Genomic DNA, 25736 nt, shown 5'->3' on the forward strand with positions numbered 1-25736 from the left:
ATTGTTAGATTTTTATACTTCTCTTATATTAACAAAATCTGTTGGTGGTACATCTTTTTTCCCAAGATCCGGTTGACCCGCTGTTATTAAAATAAAATCACCCTTATGCGCCAAATCTGCTTTTTCAGAATAGCTTGTTGCATATTTTAGCATTTGCTCTGTAGTTAGCGTTTTTTCTTCTATAAAAGGAACTACACCTCTTGTTAAAGCCAACTGCCTTGCTTTTTGTTTATTTGAAACTACTGCTAAAATTGGAACTTTAGGTCTATATCTTGCAATAAATTTTGCTGTTTGCCCGGATTTTGTATAAGTTACAATATTTTTCACTTCGATAGAATCCAATAGATGTTTTATAGAAATTGCGATAGCATGAGCTATTCCCATTGTATGATTTTTATACTCATTATCTTCTTTAAAAATATCCTGTTGTTCTATATAATTAATAATTCTGTCTACTGTTTCTAACGCTTCTTTCGGATAACTTCCTATTGCTGTTTCTTCTATAAGCATTATAGCATCTACTCCGTCAATAATAGCATTAGCAACATCTGATACTTCAGCACGTGTCGGACGTGGATTATAAATCATAGAATGCAACATCTGTGTTGTCAAAATCACAGATTTCATAGAATTATTAGCTTTTTGAACTATTTCTTTTTGTACACTTGGAAGGTTTTGGTATGGCATTTCCATTCCAAGTTCATCTCTATTAATCATAATAGAATCAGCAAAACTTATTATTTCATCAATATTTTCATAGGCTTCCTTACAATCTATTTTTACGATCAAGCCTATATTTTCTTTATTATGTTCTTTTAAAATTGCTTTTACTTTTCTTATTTCATCTAAGTTACTAACAAAAGGACAAGAAATAAAATCAACGTCTTGCTTACATGCAAACTCTATATTTTTCTCTTCAATTCTAATTAATTTATATTTGCTTTGAGCATATATATGAGCTAAATCGTATATAATAGCTGTATTAACATCGTTTTTATCTCGTAGTTTTTTTACCTCTTCTATTCTTCTAATATTTTCCTCTTCTTCTCCATAGTAATTGTCTATTAATATTGCATCAACATCATTTTTTATTATGTCTTCTAAAATTTTTTCTGTACTATTTCCTAATGTTGCAATTACTTTTACTTTTCTTACCATAACAATTCCACCTTATAACAAAACATTATATAGAAAAATTATAACACATTAGATGATTAATTTCTATTCTTTGTAATAATAACACAGATAAAATTTTATCACTAATATTATTTTTTAATATATTCATCTGTTATTTATGTTATAATAAAATTTATATAACATTTTAAGGAGATTTTATGATTACTACATTAATAAAAAATGAAATAAAAAATATTTCCCTGAAATTATCAAACTACGTAGGTATTTACATAAATATCCGGAAGTATCATTCCAAGAAATAAAAACTTCTCAATTTATTGAACAATATTTAAAAAATATCGGTATTACCGATATTCGTACACATGTGGGACTAAATGGAATCGTTGCTCGCATTAAAGTACCAAATAGTAAAAATACTATAGCTTTTCGTGCTGATTTTGACGCTCTTCCTATTAATGACGCTAAAAATACTGAATATAAATCTGCTATTCCGAATGTAATGCACGCTTGCGGTCATGATGGTCACACTACCGCACTACTGATTACCTGCAAAATACTTATGAAAAATATCGATAAACTTACCAGTGATGTTGTCGCAATTTTTCAATATGGGGAAGAGCAAGCACCGGGTGGTGCTAAACCGATGATTGATGACGGTTGCCTTATTGATGTAGATGCGATTTTTGGTGCACACCTGTGGACACCGCTTCCGTTAGGTATACTAGGATTTAATTATAAAGAACTTTGTGCAGCAGCTGATAGATTTGAAGTTAAAATTACTTCTAAAAAGTATGCAAATATTATAGGTGCTGAGTTTGTCAGTCTTACACAACAAATTGTTTCTCGTTTTTCTAAACCTCGTGAAACTCTTGTTATTACCTTGGGAAAATTCGAGAGTACCAAATCATGTGCAAGTATTACAGGAACTATCCGTCATTTTAATAAAAAACTTCACAAAACTGTGCTAGATAAATTAAACAGATTATGTAAATCATTAGAAAGTGAATATCCGGATACAACAATAGAATTTATTTATTATGGTGGTTATCCTCCATTGATTAATCACAAAAAAGGTACGGAAGAAATTCTTGTTAAAGCAAAAGATATTCTACCCGAACTGAATTTACAAAAGGTTGAACCATTAATGATTGGGGAAGATTTTGCCTATTATTTAGAAAATATCCCCGGTGCATTTTTCCTAATCGGTGCAGGAAATAATACTTTTGCTCAATATCCACATCATCATCCGAATTTTGATTTTGAAGAACGTGTTATGCAATATACAGCAAGTATTTTCCTAAATCTTGCCTTTAACGCCGACGAAGTAATACAAAATTTAAAGGAGAATAGCAATGAATAAATGGAAACTAACTATAATCGGAAAAGGCGGTCATGGTGCTGAACCTCATAGTACAATAGATGCGACTGTTATAGTAAGTGAATTTGTAAGAAAAATATCAAAATATCCCGAAATTGATATTCTCTCAATTTCAAGTGGCAATGCCTTTAACGTTATTTCAGGTAAAGCAGAAGTTATAATACAAACCTCTTATAAAGACATAATAGAACGGATTATCTCATCATTGTTGTTATATTATGGCGATAAAACGTCCTACAAATTAGTAAAATGGTAAAAGTTTTATTACAAAAACTGACTAATGGGAAAAAATTTAATATTTTCTTCTCATAGTCAGTTTTGAGTTATTTGCAAATTTTGAGTATTCTAAAACCCATTTTTAGCACAATTCAATCTGCTGCTTGTTTGAGTTAACTGTAAATTTTAAGTATTCTAAAACATACTACCTCCGATATTGTTTCCGAACGTTGTTTGAGTTAACTGTCCAATACTTCCCTTACTTTTTCTTTTAACACCGGTACAACATCTTTTTCAAACCATGGATTTTTACTTTGCCAACGAAAATTTAATGGAGATGGATGCACTATTGGGAAATATTGTGGTAAATACTCCTTGTAGTGATGCACAGTTTCCGTTAGATTTTCTTTTTTAACATCACATAAATAATAATCTTGAGCATATTTTCCTACTAAAATAATTAGTTTAATATTTGGTAATAATTCCAATACTTTATTATGCCATTTGGAAGCAAAATTTTTTCGTGGTGGTAAATCTCCACTTTTTCCTTTTCCCGGATAATAAAAATCCATCGGTACAACGGCTATTAAACCGGAGTTATAAAATATTTCATCATTTATACCCATCCATTCACGCAGTTTCATACCACTTTTATCATTAAAGAATATTTTACTTTCTTGTGCTTTTATCCCCGGTGCTTGACCTATTATCATAATTTTTGCCGTACTAGGAGCTGAAAATAGTGGTTCTATTCCTTTATCCGTATATTTTCTATTTTCATCATCTCCCATAATCTCTTGTTTTAGATATTCTAATTTATTATCCAAAATTATTCCCCCCTTACTGAAATTTATAATTTCTTACTACAATTTAGATAATTTTATTTATCATTTATTATCGCTATTATTCTACTTCCTTACCAACTCTACTACCGCTTCTATCGCCGGTGTCCCCGGAAACATATCTATTGGTTGAATACGATGAATTTTATATTTTCTTGCTAATATCTTTAAATCACGAGCAAGGGTTGATGGATTACAGCTAACGTAGATAATTTTTTTCGCTCCGATATTTAAAAGATTTCTGGTTAGATGTCCCAACCCGGCACGTGGAGGGTCAACTATCACAACATCAAAGTTAATACCTTTTTTTATCCACTTAGGTACTATTTTGTTCACATCACCTGCTACATAAGTACAATTTGTCAAATTGTTAAGTTTAACATTATTATTGGCATCTTCTATCGCTTCTTTTACTATATCAACACCGTACACTTCTTTACATTTTTTTATTACATATTGCCCTATCGTCCCAACACCGCAAAAAGCATCCAACACTATATCATGCTCTTTTAAATCAGCAAACTCTACTATCTTATCATAAAGTTTCTTTGTTTGCAGCGGGGTTAATTGGAAAAATGAATTTGCTGATAATTTATATTGAATATCTCCGATTTTTTCAATTATACAATTATCACCATAAAGTGTAATATTTTTTTCACCCATTACTAAGTGGTCTTTATCATTAGTGATGTTTAACACTATACTTTTAACATTTTTTTCATGTTTAATCTCATTTATAACTTTATCAAGATTTCTTATTTTCTCAGTATTGGCAACAAAAATAAGCTGAACGTCTCCGTTATAAAATGATGTTCGTGTGGCTATATATCTTACTCCATAATGATTTTTATTCATTGAGATAACTATTTTATATTTCTCTAAACATTTTGTAGCAAGTTGAGTAATCTTATTTCCATTATTGTGTAAGGCTAAGTCTTTCTTTATTTCAACCAACTCATTTGTCCCTTCTTTATACAATCCGGCTATAACCTTGCCGTTACGTACAGCAACAGGAAATTGATTTTTGTTACGATAGTGTTCTGTCAACGGGCTAGCTAATGTTTTCAAAACTAATTTATCAGTTTTAGGGAGTTTATAATATTTATCAAAAGCGTCTATTAATATCGAACGCTTGTACTCTAATTGTTTTTTGTACTCAACATGAAGTAATTGGTATGCTCCGCTTTCTGCATATTCTTTTTTCACTTCAACACGATATGGACTAACTTCTTTTATTTTTATTAATTTTCCTATAATATATTTTGGAGTTTCTTCAACTATTTCACAAATAATCACTTCATCGGGTAATGCCCCTTTGACAAAAGTAATTTTCTTTTTATAATACCCTATTCCCTCACCATTAATTCCAACTTTTTTTATCGTTAATAAAATATTTATCTTCTTGCTGTTATTTTTCTTTTCCATTTTATCCTCATATAAAAAGAGCTAAATAAAGAAATCACTTGATTTCATTTAGCCCCTTGTATTCTATTTTATAGTTTTTATTTCATTATCTAATTCTTCTACCAAAGCTATTAATCTATCAATTTGTGATAAGTCTACCTTTTCAGGTTCGATATTCTCCAACTCGCTCGCAAAATCTTCAAATTTTGTTTTTAATTCCTCTAAAATACTATTAGACACTATAAATAATCTCCTTTTTTATTCTCTTCTTCAATTATAATATAATTCCATAAAAATTCAACTTATATATTTTATCGCTTTTTAAATATACTATAAATTAGTTCATCTCCTAGTTTTGGAAATATCATATTAATTTTTGCACCTAACGCCAATTTAACCGGTGTATTCACCTCACGTTTTTTTCTTTCTATACCTACTATTATTTTTCTACAAAGACTTTTTGGCGTAATAGTTTTATCACCCAATTTTTTTAAATATTTCTTATTTTCGTCCGAAGCACTAAAGAAATTTGTCGCAACCGGACCGGGATTTACGGTCATAACATGAACATTATCTTCTTTTAATTCTAATCTTAAAGAATTACAATAACCCATAAGCGCAAATTTTGTTGCTGAATAAATTGATGTATATTGAGTTGCTATTTTCCCTGATAATGATGCTATAGTTACAATAGTTCCTGATTTTTTCTCACGCATTTTTCTAGCAATTTCATTAGTTAGTTGTATCGTTCCTATAACATTTGTATCAAACATTTTAACTACTTCGTAATCATTAAATTCACTGAACTCTTTCATAATTCCGAAGCCGGCACCATTAATCAATATATTAATATTATCTAATTTTTCTATCAGTTTATCTACTTGTTCCTTATCTCCAATATCAACTGAATATGTATTTGTAGTTACATCATCAAAAGTTTCGCATTTTTTGGCTACTTTATCAAGAGCTTCTTTTCTTCTGGATACTAATATTAAGTGAACATTTCCTTTTTCTGCAAACTGATAAGCGAGTTCCCTACCTATTCCACTAGAAGCTCCGGTTATCACAATCGTTTTTTTATCTTTCCCCATAGTACTGACCCTCTTTTATAATTAGTAATACCAGTATATCATATTTTAAAAGGTTTTTATATATAATTATTGATTTGTAATAATTATATTATGATATCCTAAAAATTCTAGAATTAACCTAGGTTAGTTGTAGGCGTCCATACCACTACTAACCATTGCTTAAATATTTGTAAAATAATATATACTAAAAAAGACTGTTTATACAGCCTTTTTATAATTTTATTCTTTTTAGTCTTAGGGCATTTAATACAACAGATACAGAGCTTAAGCTCATTGCCAAGCTTGCCATCATCGGATTAAGAAGCATACCGCCAAATGCGTAAAATACGCCCATTGCCATCGGTATTCCAATAATGTTATAAATAAATGCCCAAAATAAATTTTCTTTTATATTTTTTTCGGTTTTTTTACTTAAATTTATTGCTTTAACTACATCTGCCAAATCATTTTTTAATAAAATTATATCAGATGAATCTAATGTTATATCTGTTCCGGTTCCTATTGCAACACCTATATCCGCTTGAACTAACGCCGGAGCATCGTTAATACCATCCCCAACCATTATTACTATTTTATCTTTATTTTGTAATTTTTTTATAGCGGCAGATTTCTCATCAGGAAGAACATCACTTATTACTTCTTTTATTCCAACTTCACCGGCAATTTTCTCTGCTGTTTGTCTGTTATCACCGGTTAACATAATAACCTCCAAGTTGGAATCTATCATTTTTTTAATTGCAAGTCTGCTACTTTCTTTAATTTCATCACGAATAGCAACAATACCTAATAACATATTATTCTCTGCTAAATAAACTACTGTTTTAGATTCATTGTTATAATCATTTATTTCGTTTTCAAATTTAGAAATATCAATATTATTTTCATTCATGAGTTTTTTATTACCTAAAAGTAGCTTTTTATTATTATAATTTGCTCTAACTCCCTTTCCTACTATCGTCTCAAAATTTTCCACTTGAATATCTGAAATATTATCAGTATAGTCAATAACCGCTTTTGCTAACGGGTGTTCTGATTTTTTTTCTAATGCTTTTAATAATATTAAAAAGTTTTCTCTATCATAATTTTTTACGTTTACATCAGTTACTTCAGGAGCACCTTTTGTTATTGTACCGGTTTTATCCAAAACAACCGCTGTGGCTTTTGAAATAATTTCTAAAACTTCACCGTTTTTTATAAGAATTCCATTTTCCGCCCCTCTACCTGCACCGACCATTATTGCCGTAGGGGTGGCTAATCCCAACGCACATGGGCAGGCGATTACCAATACAGAAATAGCAATAGTTAGTGAAAATTCTATGTTCTTATCGGCAATAAAATACCAATATAAACCGGAGATTAATGCCAACACTATTATCGTTGGAACAAAAATTCCGGCTACTTTATCTGTCAAACGAGATAGTTCTCCTTTATTATTTTGGGTATTTTCTACTAAGTTTATAATTTTTGACAAAGTAGTATCTTTTCCTACATCAGTTACTCTAAAAGTAATATAACCGTTTGTATTAATAGTACCTGCTACAACCTTATCATCCTTCTTTTTTTCTACCGGCATACTTTCACCGGTCAACATAGCCTCATCAATAACAGCATTTCCGGAAACTACAACACCATCAGCTGAAATTTTCTCTCCTGCTTTAACCCCTACTATATCTCCAACTAATAACTCTGTAGCTTTAATAATTATCTCTTGATTATTTTTAATCAATGTTGCCTTTTCAGGAGTTAGTTGAATTAATTTATTTACAGCTTCCATTGTTTTTCCTTTTGATAAACTTTCAAAATATTTACCAAGTGTTATTAATGTTAATATAACTCCTGCCGATTCATAATAAAGATGATGAACAGCATGAATATTTCCATCTAAAACCCTAATGCTGTTATATAGGCTATAAATAAATGCTGCACTTGTTCCCAAAGCAACTAAAGAATCCATATTAGGATACCCTGTAAATAATGTTCGATAACCTTTTATAAAGAAATTTCTTCCCATATATAAAATAGGAATAACCAAAATAAATTGGATAATTACAAAAGTTTTTGAATTTGTATTCATATCTATTATATTTGGTAAATTTATCATTTCTGCCATGGAAATATACAGTAACGGTAAAGCAAAAATGATAGAAACAATTAATCTACTTTTTATTTTACTTAATTCTAATTGTTTTTTATTCTCTTTTTCTGTAAAGGAACTTTCCTCTTGCAATTTTGCTTTATATCCTACCTTTTCAACTTTATTTATTATTTCATCAGTAGTTTTATTATCTTTATATCTTACTGTTAATTTCTCACCAGCAAGATTTACATTAGCCACATCTACCGAATCTAGTTTTGAAATAGCCTTTTCTATTCTCATTGCACATGCCGCACAAGTCATCCCCTCTATATCGAATGCTTCTATTTTCATATTATCATCTCCTAAATTTCAGTAAGTTCATAACCAATTTCTTCCACTGCTTTTATTACTTCATCAACCTTTTCTCTTTCAGAATATTCAACAGTCAATACTTTATTTTCAAAATCAACACTCACACTTTTCACATTATCTAAAGCACAAACAGTCTCCTCTATAACCCTTACACAGTGCATACAACCCATTCCATCTATTTTAAATTGTTTCATTTTTCTCTCCTCCTAAATTTGTTATCTATGACAAATACATTGACCATTATTATGACAGGTACATTGACCTTTAACACAATTACATTCTATTATTTTTTTAGCCGTTTTTTTCTTTTCTTTTAATCTTGAAATAATATTATCTATATCTTCTACATTTAGTCTGTCCTCATTTATTATGATTTCCATTATTAAACCGGTTTTCCTTGCACAAATTTTACTTAAAAATTCCCTTGTAATACTCTCAAGACAATCATTTTCACTATATACCGCATTATAAATGAATTTATTACCCTGTTTTCTTGTATTTAACATATTTTTTTCAACTAATCTTGAAAGTAATGTCTTGATTGTAGAAACTGACCACCCTTTCTTAAAACTCAGCGTATTAATAACAATCTTACTTGTAGTATCTATATTACTCCAAACTACTCGCATTACTTCCCACTCTGCTTCAGAAATATTAAGCACCATTCGTTAATTCTCCTTTGATTGATTTCCGTCTACAACTGTAACCTATATATTATTATATTCCCTTTGTCTACAAACGTCAACAATTATTTTTAAAAAATATGTATTTTAATTATAAAAATACAAAAATAAGAAATCTTAAAATAACTACAATGATAAATAATAAAAAAGAAGTAACTGCCAATTACTTCTCTAAAACAAATATTATTCTTTCCGAATTTTTATAATTTTTATTTTCCCTGTCAAAATCACAAAAATAATCTTTAATTTTAAATCCTATATTTTTTATTTCTTTTTTCACTTCACATATATCATACGTTCTTTGCCTTTGATATTCTTCTAATTTCTTATATAGGTTATTTTTTTCTTTAATGAAAAATGTAAGCTCATTCTCCACTTCTAAATTATTTTCCGTTTTATAGGTAAACCATATATAGCTAATTTCATCATCATCGTATGCAAACACTTTATTTTTTATCATAGTATTAATTTTATTCGGTGTATGAATATCAAAAATAAATTTCCCACCTTTTTCCAGTGAATTATATACACCTTTTAATCCTGTTTTAAATTGTTGAAAATCTTCCAGATAATTAAACACATCAAATGCGCTTACAATAAAATTAAAACTTTGATTTAATTTCTCTATATCTAGCAAGTTCATCACAAAATAATTAACACCGGATTCTTTTTGACTTGCTAAAGCAAGCATTTCCTCACTATTATCTATTGCAAAAACACCGCCATATTTTTTCAGTTCTGTAAGTAATACACCACTCCCACAACCTAAATCAAGAATTAGAAGATCTTCTTTATCTCCTAATTCTTCTCGTATTATCTCTTTATAAGTATCGTAATCAACGTCCATTAATTTATCATAAACAACACTTAAATTTTTATACATTTTAAACCTCTTTTAGTGGATATCTTTCAAATAACAGATCTAATTCATAATATTCTCTGTCATCCCTTGTCAAAATATTGACAATTACATCACCTAAATCCATAAGAACCCACCTAGCCTCTTTTAAACCTTCCGTACTGTAAATGTCAACACCGCTTTTTAATACTTTTTCTCTTACTTCATTAGCTATAGCTTCTACTTGTCTTGATGTTGGAGCATGACAAATAACGGTATAATCATACAATACTCCTGCATCTGTTAAATCATAAGCTACGATGTCGTATCCATGCTTATCATCACAAGCATCAACTACCATCTTTAATAAATTTTCCACTTTCATTATGTATCCTCTTTCTTTATTTTTTTATAATGTGGAACATCACTACATATAATACATCATCATCCGGATAACGTTCCGCTAATTTATTTATCAGCTCTTCTAATGTAACACCGTAATACTTAGCATAACGTTCAATCAATGTTTCTCTGGTTACCGGTTTTACCAAATCTACTTCCAAAGTGGCAAACACTGTATCCGGATCTTCATATGTAGTTGCCTCCAATAAATCTCCTTTTTTGAAGTGTGCTTCACTTTTATTTCTTATAGTTATCGTTTTTTCGTCCGCTAAAATTTTATCTTTATTTTTTTCTTTAAAACCTACTCGATAATTTTTTATATTATAATAATTATAACATTCTAACAACGACGGATAAATTCTCTCATCATTATCAATCAAATATACTAATGTATATTTTGCAGCAAGTCTTACCGCCTCATCTAAATCGTACTCGGCTATTTCTGTTACTTCTTTTAGGTGTGGATGTTTTCTTTGCGGTTCTATATAATCAGCAATAAAAATTATTTTCTCAAGTAGAGTCATATGTTTTCTACCGAATGTATGGGTAGCAACTGCAAGTTTTACCTCTTCATCTTCAATACCAAACTTCTCTCCAATATAAGCACTTCCCACCGGCCCATGTAATACAGCTACAGGATAATCAAGCAACTTCACATCTAAATTATGTAAGATAACATATTTTTTCATTTCCACTTCGTCCATCGGTTTGCAAACGTCATGTACTAAAGCGGCAAGAGCTGCTCTTTGCTCACTGACTCCATAAACTTGTGCCAAATGTTTAGCAACTTCTACTACTCTTAATGTATGTTCATATCGTTTTTCCGGTAATATTTCTTTTACTTTATTTTGAATTTCTTGAAAATCCATATAGACTCAACTCCTCTATGTAATTTTTACATTCTTTTGTAATCATGTAATCTACATTTTTGTTATTCTTTATATTATCTCTTATTAAACTGGAACTTATTTCAATAATTGGCGACGGCATTATTTCATAGCTTATAGATTTATAAAAATCATCATTTTCAATAATGTTTCTTAAACTCTCTTCATCTCTTGCAACAAAAATAAAAGTCACCATTTTTGAAAGCTCTATTATATTATACCATTTTTTTAAATCTTTTACCCTATCCGTTCCAATTATAAAATACAGCTTATCGTCCGGATAAAATTCTTTAAAATATTTCACCGTATTAAAGCTATAACTTATTGCAGAATTTCTTATTTCATAATCACTTAATTCAAATTTTCTATTACTCTCTATACTTAAACTTACCATTTTAGCTCTATCTTTATCACTGGCATTTAAAATTCTTTCCTTCAGCGGTGTTATATGCGAAGGAATAAAAATCACTTTTTCTAAATTATAAAAATCTAACGCACAACTTGCTGTGATAAGATGTCCTATATGGATAGGATCAAAACTTCCCCCATAAAGTGCTATTTTCATACTACTTCACCAACTCAATTTTTCTGTACTTTTCTTTTGAACTTTGTTTATACAAAACTATTGTATTTCCGATTAACTGTACCAATTCCGAAGTCGTTCTTTCCGCTAACAGAGTAGCTAATTCATTTTTATCTTCATCACAATTTTGGAGTATGCTGACTTTTATCAACTCTCTTCGCTCTAAAGCATCCCTTACACCTTTAACCATATCGCTTGTTACTCCGGATTTTCCTATTTGAAAAATTGGAGTTAGATGATGTGCTAAAGCTCTTAATTGTCTTTTTTGTTTTCCTTTTAACATATATTCTCGTTTCTTTCTATATTATTGATTCTCTTACAAATACTTCTATTTCATTCGGTGTGTAAATATCTATAAGACACCCTTTATCACTATTTACCGTAATCCACCCTAATCCTGAAATCACTATATCCATCTTCTTATTATCTATTTTAAAACTTCTCTTAACCTGCTGTCTAAAAATTGATACATTCTCTTTAAACGGCGGTTTTAACATTGTTCCTAAATGTTTTTCAAATATTGTTTCGGCATTACTCAATTTCGTTCTATGAACTTCTACTAAATTTGAAGCATATATTGTAAAACTTTGGCGTTCTCCTGAAACAAAATCCATTCTTGCCATTCCACCAAAAAACAACGTTTGCTTCGAATTTAATTGAAAAACACGTGCTTTTATTTCTTTTTTCGGCATTACTAATTTTAAACTTTTCGAATCCAAATAATGTGCAATATCATAGTCTAAAATAATCCCCGGTGTATCATAGATACTGGTTACCTTATCTAGCGGTATTTCTATCATACCTAAAGTTGTTCCCGGAAAATGTGAAGTTGTAATTACATTTTTATCTCCACTGGTCAATTCTATTAACTTATTGATAAGCGTCGACTTACCGACATTAGTCGCTCCAATTATATAGATGTCTTTATCTTCCCTTAACTCATCCAGTCTATATGCTAATTCTTCAACTCCATAATTTTTAATAGCACTAATCAAAAGAATATCTTTCACTTTTATTCCTTTTGATTTCATCATTTTAAAGAGCCATTGTTTTATCTTGTTTTCTTTAACTGATTTTGGCAACAAATCTATTTTATTAGCAACAAGAACTATATCTTTATTATTACCAACTATATCTACTACATCCTCAATCCAGCTTCCGGAAAAATCAAAAATATCCACCACTTTAACTATAAGAGCATTTTTTTTCTTGGATAACGTCTTTATTAAGGCGTAAAAATCTTCCGCACCCAATTCAACATCAGATACTTCATTATAATTTTTCAAACGAAAGCATCTTTTACAAACTAAGTCTTTATCTTTATTTTTCTCAATTACGCTATTAGGTAAATACCCTTGCTTTTTAGGATTCTCTGATTGAACTTCCGCTCCACATCCTATACAATATAATTTATTATCCAATATATCCTCCATTATTGCCCTTTACCTTTTTTTTGGTGAGTTTATATTTTAATACTTTCATCTGTGGAAATACTTTTTTTCTTTTTAGAATTGTTATTATTATCCCTTCAAAAAAACGGTTAATTCTTGTTTTAAACGCATCTGTTTTTGAAATTGGCTTAACAAGTACACTCATTACGCCAAAACTCTTAGCACCCAATATATCCGTTAACACTTGATCACCTAAAATAATAGCTTCTTCCGGCTTTCTATTCAACTTATGAAGAGCTTTTTTAAAACCGGTTGTAAATGGCTTTTTAGCTCCTGCAACGTACTGTAAATTAAGTTGTTTACAAAATTCTTCAACACGTTCTTCTGTGTTATTAGATACTACAATAATATCAAATCCGGCTCTACGCATTCGTTTTAACCAACGATTCAACTCTTTTGTATCTTTTTTACTATCCCACGAAATAAGCGTATTATCTAAATCGGAAATAATTACTTTTTTATTGTGCATATTCATATATTCAACATCAATAAACTCATATTTTTCTATAAAATCATCCGGTAAAAAATATCTTCTTAAAATCACTAATATCACTCAACAGCTTACAATACCGTAGCTATTTTTTCTCCCATCTTAATTACTTTGTTTTCTAAATTTTCCTCTAATAGAATATTATCTTTTTCAAATAATAACACGACCGTAGAACCAAATTCAAAATACCCTAACTCATCTCCTTTTTTAACATAAATACTTTCATAAGTCGGAATAATTGAGTTTACATTTTGAGCACCTACAGGTATCAGTGTATAATTAATTTTTCCTGATAATTTATAAACCTGACGATAATTGTAACTTAATATATTATCCCCTAACTCTAATCCCAGCTTATTGACCGGATATGAATACTTTCCTAAACTATAAGCCTCTTTTACTTGGCTGTTAAGCGGGAAATGTATTCTATGATAATTCTTAGGACTTAGATAAATAATTATATATGTTCCACCTTTATACTTGTCAGCGAATTCTTTATCACCTACCAGCGTTTTTACATTATATACCTGATTTTTAACAATAAATGTACTATTTTCAGAAATATGACCTACTTCTGAAATCACACCATCTGTCGGACTAACGAAACTATCTTCTTTTTTGTCGATAGGTCTGGCATTTGGGTGTAATTTTCTTATGAAAAATTCATTCAAATTTCTAAAATCATCTAATTCATCTAAAATTTCATCAGTATCAATATCATATACCTTCGCAAAAGGTTGTATCATTAATCTACTTAAATTCGATTTTGTCAATTTTTTTAAAGCCTTTGAGCTTAATTCTCCATTTGTCAACTCTACACACAGTTGAAATATCTTCTTTTTTACCATGGCAATCTCCTTACAAATATCACTCTATATTTTACTATAAAATCGCTATTTATTCAATATTTTGGCTGTTATCTACCTAGTAACTTACAAAAATTACATTTAAGTCTATTTTCTTTTTTAGTGGTGATTTATTTTTTATTTTTTATATTTTATTTTTTATTTTTTTAAAAAGTAAACCGTTCTCATCACTTTTAATTTAGCAATTCTTTAAATTATATTTTTAAAATAAATTATTATATATTATTGATTTTTTGTATATAAATATTGTATAATAAGAATACAGATTGGTGTATAAGGGAGGGAAACGACATGACACTTAATAATAAAGTTAAAGAAAACATTATATTAACCACTGTCCAAAACGTTTGAACTAAGGGCTACTCTCTGACAAGTGTTCAGGATATAATTAAAAAAGCAAAAGCCCCTAAAGGAAGCGTATATTATTATTTCCCAAAAGGAAAGGATGAAATCTACTTAGAAGCTTTGGATAAAATAAGTTATAATGTTAAAAAGGAATTTAAAACTATTTCTCCAAAAGAGAAAACTTTGGAAGAATATTTAACTGCGATTTTTGATTTATTTATTTCAAAAGGTAAGGCATGTAAACGAAGTGGTTTTTCTTTAACGCTATTAGCATTAGAAACTGCAGAACTTTCACCTGTAATTGCTGAAAAATGTAGTGACATACTTGAAAATTGGAGATTGCTTCTTGCCGATGCTCTTTTTGATAAAAATATCGCAGAAGAATTATGTAATCCTATTAGCGAATGGCTTTTCACCAGTATTCAAGGTGCTATTTCAGCACATAGAATCCATAAAGATGAAGCATTTTTATACAATATAAAATCTTCTATTAAATTTATTACGGCTGCCAGTCCTGAAATGCTTAAAGAGATATTCACTAAGGTGGATGAAGAAGAAAATGTTGCATAATAAAAAACTGAAATTTAGATCTATAACATAATAATCCTCTAAATTTCAGTTTTTTTATTTTATAGTATTTATCATCTGAACTGTAAGTGCATTAACTTTTTGACTTAAAAATTTTTTTATTGCCGGATCTATCTCTAATCTATTCAATGCAATTTCAAAATCCTCAAACCAATACTTCGCTTCATTTATTGAGATTGGCAAATTTATATGCTTTTTCTTTAAATTTGGTGTATTAAAAATAGAATGTCCCGGTTCTCCAAGAAATAACCTAAAAAATTTTTTTTGCTCTACCTTTATTCTATCAAAACCATTAGAAAATAAAACATTAATTCTATCATCATTTGGAATAATATCATCATACATATAACTTACTAACAGGTCAATATTTCTTTCTCCTATTTGATTGTATAAATTCATGCCTATCTCCAACTTTCTTAATATATCCTTATATATATTAAACATCATAATAACCGTTTTTTCAAACAATATGCAACTATATTATTACAAATATTAACTACTTAAGTAAAATTAAGAACCGGAGTTATCTTAAAAGCTAAAAACTTTAATAGAATTCGTTTATTAGTAGTTGTCCGCAGTATTAATTAATTTGGCAATCCGCTTTAAATACTTTTCCAAAATTTAATGAACTGTGCAGAGGCGACTCTGCAAAATCGATTTTTAAGTCGCCTCCAATTTTTATTTCTATTTTAATAATTTTTTAAATTCCTCTACTCTGTCCAATCTTTCCCAAGTAAAGTCCTCATCATCACGTCCAAAGTGGCCATAAGCGGCAGTTTTTTTGAAAATTGGTCTTCTTAAATCTAATGTTTCAATTATACCGTTTGGTGTCAACTTGAATTCTTTTTTTATGGTTTTAACAATCTCTCCCTCATCAACTTTTGAAGTTCCGAATGTTTCTACGAAAATTGATACCGGATTAGCAACACCAATAGCGTATGCCAATTGAACTTCAATTTTATCGCAGACCCCACTTGCTACAATATTTTTAGCAATATAACGTGCCATATATGCTCCGGAACGATCAACTTTCGTTGCATCTTTACCGCTAAATGCACCTCCACCATGTCGAGAAAAACCGCCATATGTATCAACGATTATTTTTCTTCCTGTTAAACCGGCATCTCCTACCGGTCCTCCTATTACAAAACGACCTGTTGGATTAATAAAATATTTCGTATTCTCATCTAACAATTCTCTATCTAAACATGGTTCTACTACATATTTTTTAATATCAGCATGAATTTGTTTTTGAGGTATTTCTTTATCGTGCTGAGCCGATACTACTATAGTATCAATTCTTTTTACTTTATGATTAATGTCATATTCTACTGTAACTTGAACTTTTCCATCAGGTCCTAGATAAGATAAAGTTCCATCTTTTCTAACATCTGCCAATTGTTTTGACAATTTATGACTTAGATAAATAGGTAATGGCATATAAGAATCTGTTTCATTAGTTGCAAAACCGAACATTAAACCTTGATCTCCTGCACCTACCTCTTTTACTTCAGATGATTCTTTAGTTTCTAAAGAATTATCAACTCCAAGTGCAATATCGGGTGATTGTTTATCAAGTCCTATAAGAACCGAAATATGATCTCCTGAATAGCCATTTCTCGGATCATTATATCCTATTTCATTTATAGTATTCCTTACTATTTGTTGAAAATCTATATTAGCCGTTGTTGATATTTCTCCAACGAGAACTGCTAAACCGGTGTTAACACAAGTTTCACACGCCACTCTTCCGTATGGATCTTGTTTTAAAATCTCATCTAAAATTGCGTCAGATATTTGATCTGCAATTTTATCCGGATGCCCCTCTGTTACTGATTCTGATGTAAATAAATATGTTTTACTCATTTTTTTATCTCCTAAATATTTTATTTCTGATACTAATATAAAACTATCTCATTTATCCTTATAATAAAAATAACCCCTCGCCTTGAAACGAGGGGTCTTCATATCTCATCGTTCAAAGTTAACTTTGCTAAGGAAAGCACCTTAATCAATCGACTAGGTTGCCGGAGTTCATCGGGCCTCATCCCTCACTCACTCTTGATAAGTATTTATATTGCTCCGTCAGTATATCAAAATTAATTATGTTTGTCAAATAATATCCATTATTGAAAAATAATTTTAACTAACATCATTTCTTGCTCCGAGAATGTTTATAGCATTTTCTATTCTATCTTTGGTTGGCGGATTAATATCATCTAATTCATATTTTATTCCAAGTTCTTTATATTTAAACTTCGCCATATCATGATAAGGTAATACCTCAACACGTTCTACACCATGCAATGTATCAATATATTCACGTAATTTTTGTAAATAATAATCGTCATCTGTCCATTTAGGTACAAGAACATGTCTTATCCACATTTTCGCTCCATTATCGCTAAGAAATTCAGCAAATTGAAGTATATTTTTGTTTGTTCTTTTTGTTAATTTTATATGATGTTCATCATCAATATGCTTTATATCCAATAAAAATAAATCAGTAAGAGATATTAGTTCCAAGACTTTTTTGTTCATACTTGGAGCATTTACATAAAATCCGCCACAGGTATCAACACAAGTATTAATACCTAACTCTTTTAATTTTCTAAATAACTCCAATATAAAGTCTATTTGTAATAATGATTCTCCTCCACTAACGGTTACTCCGCCCCCATTACTGGCTTCAAAGAAATCACGATATTTTACTATCTCTTTGGTTAATTGGCTCACTGTAACCACTTTTGCATCTGGATTATGCATTCTCCAAGTATCCGGATTATGGCAATATTTACATCTTAACATACAACCTTGGAAAAATACTACATATCTAATCCCCGGCCCATCAACGTTACCGAACGACTCAACAGAATGTATATTAGCAGTTAGCTCATTAGTTTCTTCTACTGGTGCTAAATTTGTCAATTTCATAGTTTGCCTCCTCCTTTACTAATATTTTATTCATATAATCATTATATATTATCTTATAATTATATGTAAATCTATTTGTTTATTTGTAACATAAAAAAGTGGGGGCTAAAAGCCCCCTACCTTTCCTGTCTTTTTTACTTTTATTACATGAATTGGTGCATTGTACGACTTAATACGTCACGTTGTTGTTCCGGAGTTAAACTGATTAAACGTACAGCGTATCCTGATACACGAATTGTGAAGTTTGGATAATCTTCTGGTGATTCAATAACTTTAAGTAAAGTTTCTTTGTTAAATACGTTAGTATTTAAGTGGTAACCACCTTTTTTGAAGTATCCGTCCATCATTGCTGTTAAGTTTTTGATTTGATCTTGTTTTGTTTTACCTAATGAATTTGGAGTGAATGCCGCTGTTAAGCTGATTCCATCACGGCTGTATTCATATGGTAATTTAGCTACTGAGCTTAAGCAAGCTAACGCACCACTTTGGTCACGTCCGTTCATTGGGTTAGCACCTGGTGAGAACGGTTCTCCTGCACGACGTCCATCCGGAGTGTTACCAGTTTTTTTACCGTAAACTACGTTAGAAGTAATTGTTAAGATAGATGTTGTAGTTTCATCTGCACGGTAAGTTGGGTGTTTTTTCAATTTAGTCATAAATGTTTTTAATAACTCAACCGCTATGCCATCAGCACGATCATCGTTGTTACCGAATGTTGGGAATTCACCTTCAATTTTGTAATCAACTGCTAATCCTGTTTCATCTTCAATTGGAGTTACTTTAGCATATTTAATAGCTGATAAGCTGTCTACCGCTACTGAGAATCCTGCAATACCGGTTGCCATGAAACGTCTAACGTTAGTATCGTGTAATGCCATTTCTAAACTTTCATAAGAATATTTATCATGCATGTAGTGAATTACGTTTAATGTGTTGATGTATAATTTACATAACCAATCCATAAATCCACCGAATTTTTCCCATACTTCATCGTAGTTTAATACACCACGTAGCGGTTCTGTTTTTGGCCCTACTTGGATTCCAAGTTTTTCATCACGACCACCGTTGATTGTGTATAATAATGCTTTTGCTAAGTTAGCACGAGCACCGAAGAATTGCATATCTTTACCTGTAGTCATACCACTTACACAACAAGCGATAGATTTATCACAAGTTCCTAGGAAGTCCGCTAATAATTCATCACTTTCATATTGAATAGCACTGTGGTTGATTGAAGATTCAGCACAGAATTCTTTAAATCCGGTTGGTAATTTACTAGACCAAAGAATAGTCAAGTTTGGTTCCGGAGAGTTACCCATATTATCTAATGTATGGATGAAACGGAAGTCAGTTTTTGTTACTAATGATCTTTCAGCATCTAACATTTCACCTACGATTAAAGTAGCCCAGATTGGATCTCCAGAGAATAATTGGTTGTATTCCGGAGTACGAGCGAATTTAACGCAACGTAATTTAAGAACTAAGTGGTCAATTAACTCTTGAGCACCTTCTTCAGTAAGTGTTCCGTCTTGTAAATCTCTTTCAATATAAATATCTAAGAATGTAGCAATGTTACCGATACTCATCGCAGCACCGTTTTGTTGTTTAATAGCTGCCAAATATCCGAAGTATAACCATTGAACTGCTTCTTGAGCATTTGTTGCCGGTTTTGAAATATCAAATCCATAAATGTTAGCTAATCCTTTTAATTCGCCTAAAGCACGAATTTGATCACTCACTTCTTCACGATCACGGATAACATGTTCAGTCATTACTCCGTCAGCACCGATTTTTGTTAAATCTTCTTTTTTCCATTCGATTAATTGATCAACACCATATAAAGCAACACGACGATAGTCACCGATGATACGTCCACGACCGTAAGCATCAGGAAGTCCGGTAATAACACCAGATTTTCTTACTAAACGCATTTCCGGAGTATATGCATCAAATACACCTTGGTTGTGTGTTTTACGGTAGTCAGTAAAGATTTTAATAACTTCTTTATCTACTTCATAACCATATGCTTTACAGCTGTTAACTGCCATGTTAATACCACCGAATGTCATTAAAGCACGTTTTAACGGTTTATCAGTTTGCAATCCTACTATTTTTTCTAAATCTTTTTCTATATATCCAGGTCCATGTGAAAGGATTGTTGAAGGAATACTAGTATCCATGTCCAATGTTCCACCGGCAATACGTTCTTGACGCATCAAATCATTGAATTTTTCTACTAAAGTTTTAGTAGCTTCAGTAGGCCCAGCTAAGAATGAAGCATCTCCTCTGTATTCTGTATAGTTAGATTTAATAAAATCCACTAAATCTATTTCTGTTTGCCATTTACCACCAACGAAAGCTTTTTTTTCTGCAATTGTTGTCATATATATTTCACTCCTTAAAATTTTATAATAAATGTGTGATAAATAAATTTATAATTAAACTATTTGTTACACTTTTAGTTTACATCAACTATATGGATAATACAACATTATTTTTTTTGAAATTGTGTATAAACTGTGAACTCCAGTTATACTACACTACTTCTCTGTTACAATATTTTACCTGTTATATGATAAAATATTTGTATTAAATATTATGAAATTTAATAGAAAATAAATGAAATAGTAAAGAAAACGTAAAAAATTAATATTACAATCATTGCTTGAAAATTTATCATTTTTTTATAACTGTTATTATACTGTTTCACTTTTTAAATGATAAAATCTCGAAAACAATTCCTTTTTTAGCTGAAAAATATCTAAAATAAAATTCTCTTCTACACTAAATGATAATCGTTATTACTTAGAATATCTTCTATTAATATATGGTATTAAATCTCCATATCCTTCTTCTTCCATATCTTCTTTTTTAATAAATTTTAATGCTGCACTATTAATGCAATATCTCAATCCTCCCAATTCTTTCGGTCCGTCGGTAAATACATGTCCCAAATGCGAATCTCCTATTCTGCTTCTAACCTCTATTCTCTCCATTAGATGAGAATTATCTTTATAATACTTTGCAACATCTACGCTAAACGGCTTAGAAAAACTTGGCCATCCACAACCGGAATGAAATTTATCTTCCGAAGAAAAAAGCGGTTCTCCTGTTGTAATATCAACATAAATTCCTTCTTCGAATTTATCACAATATTCCCCTGTATAAGGGCTTTCTGTTGAATTTTCCATCGTTACGGCATATTGTTCTTGTGTTAATTCTTTCTTCAAAAGTTCTTTTTCTTTTTTCTTATACTTAGTTTTATCTATTAATGGTTCAGATGCTAAGTTCGGATTTATATGACAATAACCGTTCGGATTTTTTTTCAAATAGTCTTGATGATATTCTTCCGCTTTTATATAATTTTTTAAAACTTCCAATTCTACTGCCAATGCTTGATGATATTCGTCTTCTTTTTCTTTATATACCTTCTCTATTTCTTTTAAATCTTCTTCATCGGTATAATAAATCCCTGTACGATACTGTGTTCCTACATCGTTTCCTTGTTTATTAACACTTAACGGATCTATTATTCTAAAATAATGTAATAAGATTTCTCTTAAACTAATTTTATCAATATCATATTTAATACAAATAGTTTCAGCATGATTGGTTTGTTTTAACAATTTATATTCTGCTACTTCTGAATTTCCATTAGCATATCCAACGGTTGTTTCTACCACACCGTCTAATCTTGAAAAATATTCTTCTACTCCCCAAAAACAACCGCCTGCTAAATATATTTCTTTTATATTACTCATCTTTTCACCCTCTTATTATTTTTATAATTTTATTATAGATTTTCCATATGCAGTATACTATTTATTCTGCCAGATATTCTTTCAATTTTTTAATTATATCATGACCGTCTTTTTTACCCAGTTCATAAATATGTTGAAGTTTATCTATATCTTTTTCCAATCTCTTTATTGTAATGGCTTCACTCGGTCTTATGACAAATATTTCATTGTTTTTTTCCAGTTCTATTATCTTCTCTACAGTATTATTATAATTTTTATATCTATTTTCTAGTTTATCTACCAATCTTGGATACTTACCGTAAAACAACCTGTGCAATAAACCGTTACTCTGTTTCTTACGATAATCTATTGATCTTGTTAAAATAACTATTATTTTATCAAAGTTTTGTTTTTTAAAAAATTCTACCGGAATACTGTCAGCTATCCCTCCGTCTAAATATTTTTTCCCATTTTCTTCTATTATCTCCGAAATAAATGGTAATGCAGATGTAGCCCTTAATATTTCCATTTGTTTAAAAACATCTGTGATTTTAATATATTCCGCTTCTCCTGTTTCTATATTGGTAACTGTTGCAAAAAAATTAATTTCTGAATTTTTAAAAACTCTATTATCAAATTCATCTAATTGAAACGGAATTCTATAGTAGGTAAAATCTTTATTTATCAAATTTCCGGTTTTCAGCAGGCTTAATACACTCATATATCTTTTATCATTAACATATTTTTTATTATATCTCCACGCTCGTCCTTTTTGCTTTGAAACAAAATTGACACCGAACAACGTTCCTGCTGAAACACCAATAACATCAGTTACTTTTATATTACTCTCTAAAAATACATCTAACACCCCTGCAGTGTAAAGACCTCTCATACCTCCACCTTCTAAAACTAATCCTATTTTCATAACTACAACCTCCATACCTTTCACAATCTTTTACTTTTATCTTCTACTATGTTACTATTTTATAAAATGAACTTGAAATATAATTAATATTTTCACGAGGTATTTGCTTATGAATATACTTTTAATCGGTGGTAGCGGTTTTGTCGGAAAATCCCTAAGTTATGAGTTAATAAAACATGATCATTTTGTTTCTTATCTCTCACGTACCGCAAATAACACTCAACTTCCTTGGATATGTGCCAATATTTTTTCCATCAATACCCTTAATCTCAAAAACTATAATTTTGATATTGCTATTCATCTTATAGGTACTATAAAAAATAAAAATCAGTATAGCAAAATAAATACATTAAGTGTTAAAAAATCTATTGAACTTTGTGAAAAATCCAATATTAAAAAATTAGTTTTTATATCTGCTCAAGGTGGATTTAAAAGTTATTTAAACAGTAAACTGGAAGCAGAAAAACTTATTATTAATTCAGGATTGGATTACCTTATCGTAAAACCCGGTTTAATGTATGGGAAAAACCGATTATCTTCTTATCTAAATGTCATACCTATCAAAATTTTTTCAACTTTAGGAATTAAATTCTTCAAAAATGTTTATCCTCTCCCTGTAGAAACTATTGCTAGAAAAATCGTTTCTAATCTGGAATTAAATTGTACTTTTTTGACGTTAGATAACTTAAAAAATTGATTATTAATAAAAATTTGGCATACATTTTAAAGTTAAGCTATTGATATATTACATTTGTCATATTTTTATATGACTTCTCCTACTGAAAAATTATATTTTTTCTATGATATAATGTAACTACAAAATAACAAGAGGTAATAAAAATGGATAATAAAAAAATTATTTCAGTAAAAAATATAACTAAAACCATTAAATCTAATAATATTCTAAAAAATATTTCATTTGATGTTTATGAAGGTGATTACCTAGCATTGATAGGACCTAACGGAGCGGGTAAAACCACATTAATGAATTGTCTTTTGGGTAATAAATTTATCAATTCAGGTAATATTACAATTAACGGTCTAAAGCCTACAAATTTGGAATTAAAAAGATATGTTAATGCGCTAAGACAAGAGAATAAAATTCCCAATAAATTAAAAGTAAAAGAATTAATTAACTTTGTTCAAAGTATTTATCCTGAACATCTTAATATCGAAGAAATAGATAAAATTCTTTGCTTTGATGATAACCAAAAAGAAAATCTCGCATCAAAATTATCTGGAGGGCAAAGAAGATTATTGTCTTTTGTATTAACTTTAATCGGAAAACCTAAAATAATTTTCCTAGACGAACCGACAGCCGGTATGGATACTTCTACACGTGTTCGTTTTTGGGAAATCGTTAATGACTTAAAAAAGCAAGGAGCAACGATTATCTACTCTTCCCATTACATTGAAGAAGTCGAACATACAGCAGACAGAATACTGGTTCTTCATAAAGGAGAACTAATACGTGATACCACACCGCACGCCATGCGCGCTGAAGATGTGGAAAAACTATTTACCCTTCCTGTTAAATATTTTGACTTATTAAAAAATTGTGAAAATATATACAGTCTAGAAGTTAAACTGGATAGTTTCAGTTTCCTTACTAAAGATGCAGATAACATCTGGAAATTATTAGAAAGAAACGGTTGTACTTTTAAAGATTTGGAAGTACAAAATAGAACTTTGTTAGATAGTATTTTTACTACTACTAAAGAAAATTAAGGAGTTATTATTATGAAAAATTTTTTAACATTATTAAAAATGGAATTTATTCTTACTAAACGAAACATATCAAATTTCACAATGGGTCTTGGATTTCCGGTTATATTCTTTATACTGTTTTCGGGAATGCAACAATTCGATGATCCGAGTGTTCAAACTCGTGTCATTAAAGATATGCTTATTTCTATGACAGCATTTAGCAGTATCAGTTTCGCTTTATTTTCTTTACCGCTATCTATTAGAGAAGATGAAACCAATAGTTACCTAAGTATTATTGATAATGCTCCAATTAAATTAGTTGAATACTATTTTGCTCGTTTTACCCGTCTTTTAGTAACTTTTATCATAGCAGTTATTGTTGTCTTTACGGTCGGTCATTTCTTACGTGATGTCAATATGAGTGCTAAAGAGTGGATAATGGCAGGAATTTTAATGGTTATAGGTAGTACAACTTTCTTAGGAATAGGTCTTATTCTTAGTTTAATTCAATCTACGGAAAAATTAAGTCTTTTGTCTAATATTTTATATTTAGGTTTAGCAATGCTAGGCGGTTTATGGTGGCCTACCTATCTTTTCCCGGAATGGTTACAAAATATTTCAAAAGTAACTCCAACCTATCATTTATTAAACTTTGTCAATAAATATATAAAAGAAGGTACCTTTTCTTTTAATTCCCTTGGCATTCTCTTAACCTATGGCGTTGGTTTTATTATTCTTACTTTAGTTATTAAAAGAAAAATGGAAATTAAATAATTGTTT

At 30.0% G+C, this 25736-nt stretch carries 28 protein-coding genes and 1 riboswitch; of the genes, 6 read left to right on the forward strand and 22 right to left on the reverse strand.

Annotated elements, in window-relative coordinates; all coding sequences use genetic code 11:
- Positions 1 to 12 precede the first annotated feature (12 nt).
- Entirely contained in the window at positions 13 to 1158 is a 1146-nt protein-coding gene (locus AXE85_RS07120) for a pyruvate kinase (protein ID WP_062174273.1), read from the reverse strand.
- Between the two features lie 277 nt (positions 1159 to 1435).
- Here AXE85_RS07120 and AXE85_RS07125 point away from each other — a divergent pair, with 277 nt between their 5' ends.
- Entirely contained in the window at positions 1436 to 2497 is a 1062-nt protein-coding gene (locus tag AXE85_RS07125) for a M20 metallopeptidase family protein (protein WP_371524243.1), read from the forward strand.
- A complete protein-coding gene (locus AXE85_RS07130; protein WP_062174274.1) occupies positions 2490 to 2771 on the forward strand; it encodes a peptidase dimerization domain-containing protein in 282 nt (93 codons plus the stop codon). Before AXE85_RS07125 ends, AXE85_RS07130 begins: the two co-directional genes overlap by 8 nt.
- 199 nt (positions 2772 to 2970) lie before the next feature.
- On the opposite strand, the gene AXE85_RS07135 is transcribed toward AXE85_RS07130, so the two are convergent.
- The 15 genes from AXE85_RS07135 to AXE85_RS07200 form a co-directional block, all read right to left on the reverse strand.
- Complete coding sequence (locus AXE85_RS07135) at positions 2971 to 3558, reverse strand: uracil-DNA glycosylase family protein (protein ID WP_231723774.1); 588 nt, start codon at positions 3556 to 3558, stop codon at positions 2971 to 2973.
- Positions 3559 to 3639: 81 nt separating this feature from the next.
- Complete coding sequence (gene rlmD, locus AXE85_RS07140; RefSeq protein WP_062174277.1) at positions 3640 to 4998, reverse strand: 23S rRNA (uracil(1939)-C(5))-methyltransferase RlmD; 1359 nt, start codon at positions 4996 to 4998, stop codon at positions 3640 to 3642.
- Between the two features lie 63 nt (positions 4999 to 5061).
- Positions 5062 to 5217: an SE1561 family protein gene (locus AXE85_RS08495; RefSeq protein WP_021753667.1), complete on the reverse strand. Its 156-nt coding sequence runs from the start codon at positions 5215 to 5217 to the stop codon at positions 5062 to 5064.
- A gap of 71 nt (positions 5218 to 5288) precedes the next feature.
- Positions 5289 to 6068 carry an SDR family NAD(P)-dependent oxidoreductase gene (locus tag AXE85_RS07150; protein ID WP_062174279.1) on the reverse strand — a complete coding sequence of 260 codons (780 nt, stop codon included), beginning with the start codon at positions 6066 to 6068 and terminating at the stop codon, positions 5289 to 5291.
- A 211-nt stretch (positions 6069 to 6279) separates the two neighbouring features.
- The gene (locus AXE85_RS07155; RefSeq protein WP_231723775.1) at positions 6280 to 8496 is read right to left on the reverse strand and encodes a heavy metal translocating P-type ATPase; all 2217 of its coding nucleotides are present in this window, start codon (positions 8494 to 8496) and stop codon (positions 6280 to 6282) included.
- An 11-nt stretch (positions 8497 to 8507) separates the two neighbouring features.
- Entirely contained in the window at positions 8508 to 8711 is a 204-nt protein-coding gene (locus tag AXE85_RS08690) for a heavy-metal-associated domain-containing protein (protein WP_072520212.1), read from the reverse strand.
- 21 nt (positions 8712 to 8732) lie between these two features.
- Entirely contained in the window at positions 8733 to 9182 is a 450-nt protein-coding gene (locus tag AXE85_RS07160; protein WP_062174280.1) for a CopY/TcrY family copper transport repressor, read from the reverse strand.
- A gap of 181 nt (positions 9183 to 9363) precedes the next feature.
- Complete coding sequence (locus AXE85_RS07165) at positions 9364 to 10083, reverse strand: class I SAM-dependent DNA methyltransferase (protein ID WP_062174283.1); 720 nt, start codon at positions 10081 to 10083, stop codon at positions 9364 to 9366.
- Position 10084: 1 nt separating this feature from the next.
- Complete coding sequence (gene rsfS, locus AXE85_RS07170) at positions 10085 to 10423, reverse strand: ribosome silencing factor (protein ID WP_062174284.1); 339 nt, start codon at positions 10421 to 10423, stop codon at positions 10085 to 10087.
- Positions 10424 to 10439: 16 nt separating this feature from the next.
- Positions 10440 to 11309, reverse strand: a complete 870-nt coding sequence (gene yqeK / locus AXE85_RS07175; RefSeq protein WP_062174286.1) for a bis(5'-nucleosyl)-tetraphosphatase (symmetrical) YqeK — start codon at positions 11307 to 11309, stop codon at positions 10440 to 10442.
- On the reverse strand, positions 11284 to 11892 hold the full coding sequence (gene nadD / locus AXE85_RS07180; RefSeq protein WP_062174288.1) for a nicotinate (nicotinamide) nucleotide adenylyltransferase: 609 nt from the start codon (positions 11890 to 11892) through the stop codon (positions 11284 to 11286). Before nadD ends, yqeK begins: the two co-directional genes overlap by 26 nt.
- A gap of 1 nt (position 11893) precedes the next feature.
- Positions 11894 to 12193 (reverse strand): ribosome assembly RNA-binding protein YhbY, encoded by a 300-nt coding sequence (gene yhbY / locus AXE85_RS07185; RefSeq protein ID WP_062174290.1) that lies wholly within the window; start codon positions 12191 to 12193, stop codon positions 11894 to 11896.
- Positions 12194 to 12209: 16 nt separating this feature from the next.
- Entirely contained in the window at positions 12210 to 13331 is a 1122-nt protein-coding gene (yqeH, locus tag AXE85_RS07190) for a ribosome biogenesis GTPase YqeH (RefSeq protein ID WP_062174292.1), read from the reverse strand.
- Positions 13324 to 13905, reverse strand: a complete 582-nt coding sequence (locus AXE85_RS07195) for a YqeG family HAD IIIA-type phosphatase (RefSeq protein ID WP_062174764.1) — start codon at positions 13903 to 13905, stop codon at positions 13324 to 13326. Before AXE85_RS07195 ends, yqeH begins: the two co-directional genes overlap by 8 nt.
- Positions 13906 to 13922: 17 nt before the next feature.
- Positions 13923 to 14699 carry a phosphatidylserine decarboxylase gene (locus tag AXE85_RS07200; RefSeq protein ID WP_062174294.1) on the reverse strand — a complete coding sequence of 259 codons (777 nt, stop codon included), beginning with the start codon at positions 14697 to 14699 and terminating at the stop codon, positions 13923 to 13925.
- A 546-nt stretch (positions 14700 to 15245) separates the two neighbouring features.
- Between AXE85_RS07200 and AXE85_RS07205 the strand changes: the two genes are divergently transcribed.
- Positions 15246 to 15632, forward strand: coding sequence for an LmrA/YxaF family transcription factor (locus AXE85_RS07205; RefSeq protein ID WP_231723776.1), 387 nt, complete (start codon positions 15246 to 15248; stop codon positions 15630 to 15632).
- 54 nt (positions 15633 to 15686) lie between these two features.
- Here AXE85_RS07205 and AXE85_RS07210 read toward each other — a convergent pair whose 3' ends face one another.
- The 6 genes from AXE85_RS07210 to AXE85_RS07235 form a co-directional block, all read right to left on the reverse strand.
- On the reverse strand, positions 15687 to 16049 hold the full coding sequence (locus tag AXE85_RS07210) for a globin domain-containing protein (protein WP_062174295.1): 363 nt from the start codon (positions 16047 to 16049) through the stop codon (positions 15687 to 15689).
- A 285-nt stretch (positions 16050 to 16334) separates the two neighbouring features.
- Positions 16335 to 17516 carry a methionine adenosyltransferase gene (gene metK, locus AXE85_RS07215; RefSeq protein WP_062174297.1) on the reverse strand — a complete coding sequence of 394 codons (1182 nt, stop codon included), beginning with the start codon at positions 17514 to 17516 and terminating at the stop codon, positions 16335 to 16337.
- A gap of 102 nt (positions 17517 to 17618) precedes the next feature.
- A riboswitch (SAM riboswitch) is annotated at positions 17619 to 17721 on the reverse strand.
- A 71-nt stretch (positions 17722 to 17792) separates the two neighbouring features.
- Positions 17793 to 18584 carry a pyruvate formate-lyase-activating protein gene (gene pflA, locus AXE85_RS07220; protein WP_021753651.1) on the reverse strand — a complete coding sequence of 264 codons (792 nt, stop codon included), beginning with the start codon at positions 18582 to 18584 and terminating at the stop codon, positions 17793 to 17795.
- Between the two features lie 143 nt (positions 18585 to 18727).
- Positions 18728 to 20968 carry a formate C-acetyltransferase gene (pflB, locus tag AXE85_RS07225; RefSeq protein ID WP_062174300.1) on the reverse strand — a complete coding sequence of 747 codons (2241 nt, stop codon included), beginning with the start codon at positions 20966 to 20968 and terminating at the stop codon, positions 18728 to 18730.
- Positions 20969 to 21385: 417 nt separating this feature from the next.
- Complete coding sequence (gene msrB / locus AXE85_RS08695) at positions 21386 to 22345, reverse strand: peptide-methionine (R)-S-oxide reductase MsrB (protein WP_082729138.1); 960 nt, start codon at positions 22343 to 22345, stop codon at positions 21386 to 21388.
- Positions 22346 to 22406: 61 nt separating this feature from the next.
- Entirely contained in the window at positions 22407 to 23249 is an 843-nt protein-coding gene (locus tag AXE85_RS07235) for a patatin-like phospholipase family protein (protein WP_062174302.1), read from the reverse strand.
- Positions 23250 to 23358: 109 nt separating this feature from the next.
- Between AXE85_RS07235 and AXE85_RS07240 the strand changes: the two genes are divergently transcribed.
- From AXE85_RS07240 to AXE85_RS07250, 3 genes are all read left to right on the forward strand, one after another.
- Positions 23359 to 23946, forward strand: coding sequence for an NAD(P)H-binding protein (locus AXE85_RS07240; protein ID WP_062174304.1), 588 nt, complete (start codon positions 23359 to 23361; stop codon positions 23944 to 23946).
- A 143-nt stretch (positions 23947 to 24089) separates the two neighbouring features.
- Positions 24090 to 24977, forward strand: a complete 888-nt coding sequence (locus AXE85_RS07245) for an ABC transporter ATP-binding protein (RefSeq protein ID WP_062174306.1) — start codon at positions 24090 to 24092, stop codon at positions 24975 to 24977.
- Positions 24978 to 24989: 12 nt separating this feature from the next.
- Positions 24990 to 25730, forward strand: coding sequence for an ABC transporter permease (locus AXE85_RS07250; RefSeq protein WP_062174308.1), 741 nt, complete (start codon positions 24990 to 24992; stop codon positions 25728 to 25730).
- The last annotated feature ends 6 nt before the right edge of the window (positions 25731 to 25736 follow it).

The sequence above is a fragment of the Gemella sp. oral taxon 928 genome (genome assembly GCF_001553915.1).
Taxonomy (GTDB): domain Bacteria; phylum Bacillota; class Bacilli; order Staphylococcales; family Gemellaceae; genus Gemella; species Gemella massiliensis.

Bases quoted from the DNA above. Each gene is read 5' to 3' on its own strand.
- AXE85_RS07165 (WP_062174283.1), bottom strand. From the start codon at position 10,083: ATGTATAAAAATTTAAGTGTTGTTTATGATAAATTAATGGACGTTGAT.
- rlmD (WP_062174277.1), bottom strand. From the start codon at position 4,998: ATGGAAAAGAAAAATAACAGCAAGAAGATAAATATTTTATTAACGATA.
- AXE85_RS07245 (WP_062174306.1), top strand. From the start codon at position 24,090: ATGGATAATAAAAAAATTATTTCAGTAAAAAATATAACTAAAACCATT.
- AXE85_RS07155 (WP_231723775.1), bottom strand. From the start codon at position 8,496: ATGAAAATAGAAGCATTCGATATAGAGGGGATGACTTGTGCGGCATGT.
- AXE85_RS07150 (WP_062174279.1), bottom strand. From the start codon at position 6,068: ATGGGGAAAGATAAAAAAACGATTGTGATAACCGGAGCTTCTAGTGGA.
- yhbY (WP_062174290.1), bottom strand. From the start codon at position 12,193: ATGTTAAAAGGAAAACAAAAAAGACAATTAAGAGCTTTAGCACATCAT.
- pflB (WP_062174300.1), bottom strand. From the start codon at position 20,968: ATGACAACAATTGCAGAAAAAAAAGCTTTCGTTGGTGGTAAATGGCAA.
- AXE85_RS07130 (WP_062174274.1), top strand. From the start codon at position 2,490: ATGAATAAATGGAAACTAACTATAATCGGAAAAGGCGGTCATGGTGCT.
- AXE85_RS07120 (WP_062174273.1), bottom strand. From the start codon at position 1,158: ATGGTAAGAAAAGTAAAAGTAATTGCAACATTAGGAAATAGTACAGAA.
- AXE85_RS07240 (WP_062174304.1), top strand. From the start codon at position 23,359: ATGAATATACTTTTAATCGGTGGTAGCGGTTTTGTCGGAAAATCCCTA.
- AXE85_RS07160 (WP_062174280.1), bottom strand. From the start codon at position 9,182: ATGGTGCTTAATATTTCTGAAGCAGAGTGGGAAGTAATGCGAGTAGTT.
- msrB (WP_082729138.1), bottom strand. From the start codon at position 22,345: ATGAGTAATATAAAAGAAATATATTTAGCAGGCGGTTGTTTTTGGGGA.
- AXE85_RS08690 (WP_072520212.1), bottom strand. From the start codon at position 8,711: ATGAAACAATTTAAAATAGATGGAATGGGTTGTATGCACTGTGTAAGG.
- yqeK (WP_062174286.1), bottom strand. From the start codon at position 11,309: ATGGATTTTCAAGAAATTCAAAATAAAGTAAAAGAAATATTACCGGAA.
- AXE85_RS07250 (WP_062174308.1), top strand. From the start codon at position 24,990: ATGAAAAATTTTTTAACATTATTAAAAATGGAATTTATTCTTACTAAA.
- nadD (WP_062174288.1), bottom strand. From the start codon at position 11,892: ATGAAAATAGCACTTTATGGGGGAAGTTTTGATCCTATCCATATAGGA.
- AXE85_RS07210 (WP_062174295.1), bottom strand. From the start codon at position 16,049: ATGAATTTATACAATCAAATAGGAGAAAGAAATATTGACCTGTTAGTA.
- pflA (WP_021753651.1), bottom strand. From the start codon at position 18,584: ATGAAATTGACAAATTTAGCACCAGTAGAAGAAACTAATGAGCTAACT.
- rsfS (WP_062174284.1), bottom strand. From the start codon at position 10,423: ATGAAAGTGGAAAATTTATTAAAGATGGTAGTTGATGCTTGTGATGAT.
- metK (WP_062174297.1), bottom strand. From the start codon at position 17,516: ATGAGTAAAACATATTTATTTACATCAGAATCAGTAACAGAGGGGCAT.
- AXE85_RS07200 (WP_062174294.1), bottom strand. From the start codon at position 14,699: ATGGTAAAAAAGAAGATATTTCAACTGTGTGTAGAGTTGACAAATGGA.
- AXE85_RS07235 (WP_062174302.1), bottom strand. From the start codon at position 23,249: ATGAAAATAGGATTAGTTTTAGAAGGTGGAGGTATGAGAGGTCTTTAC.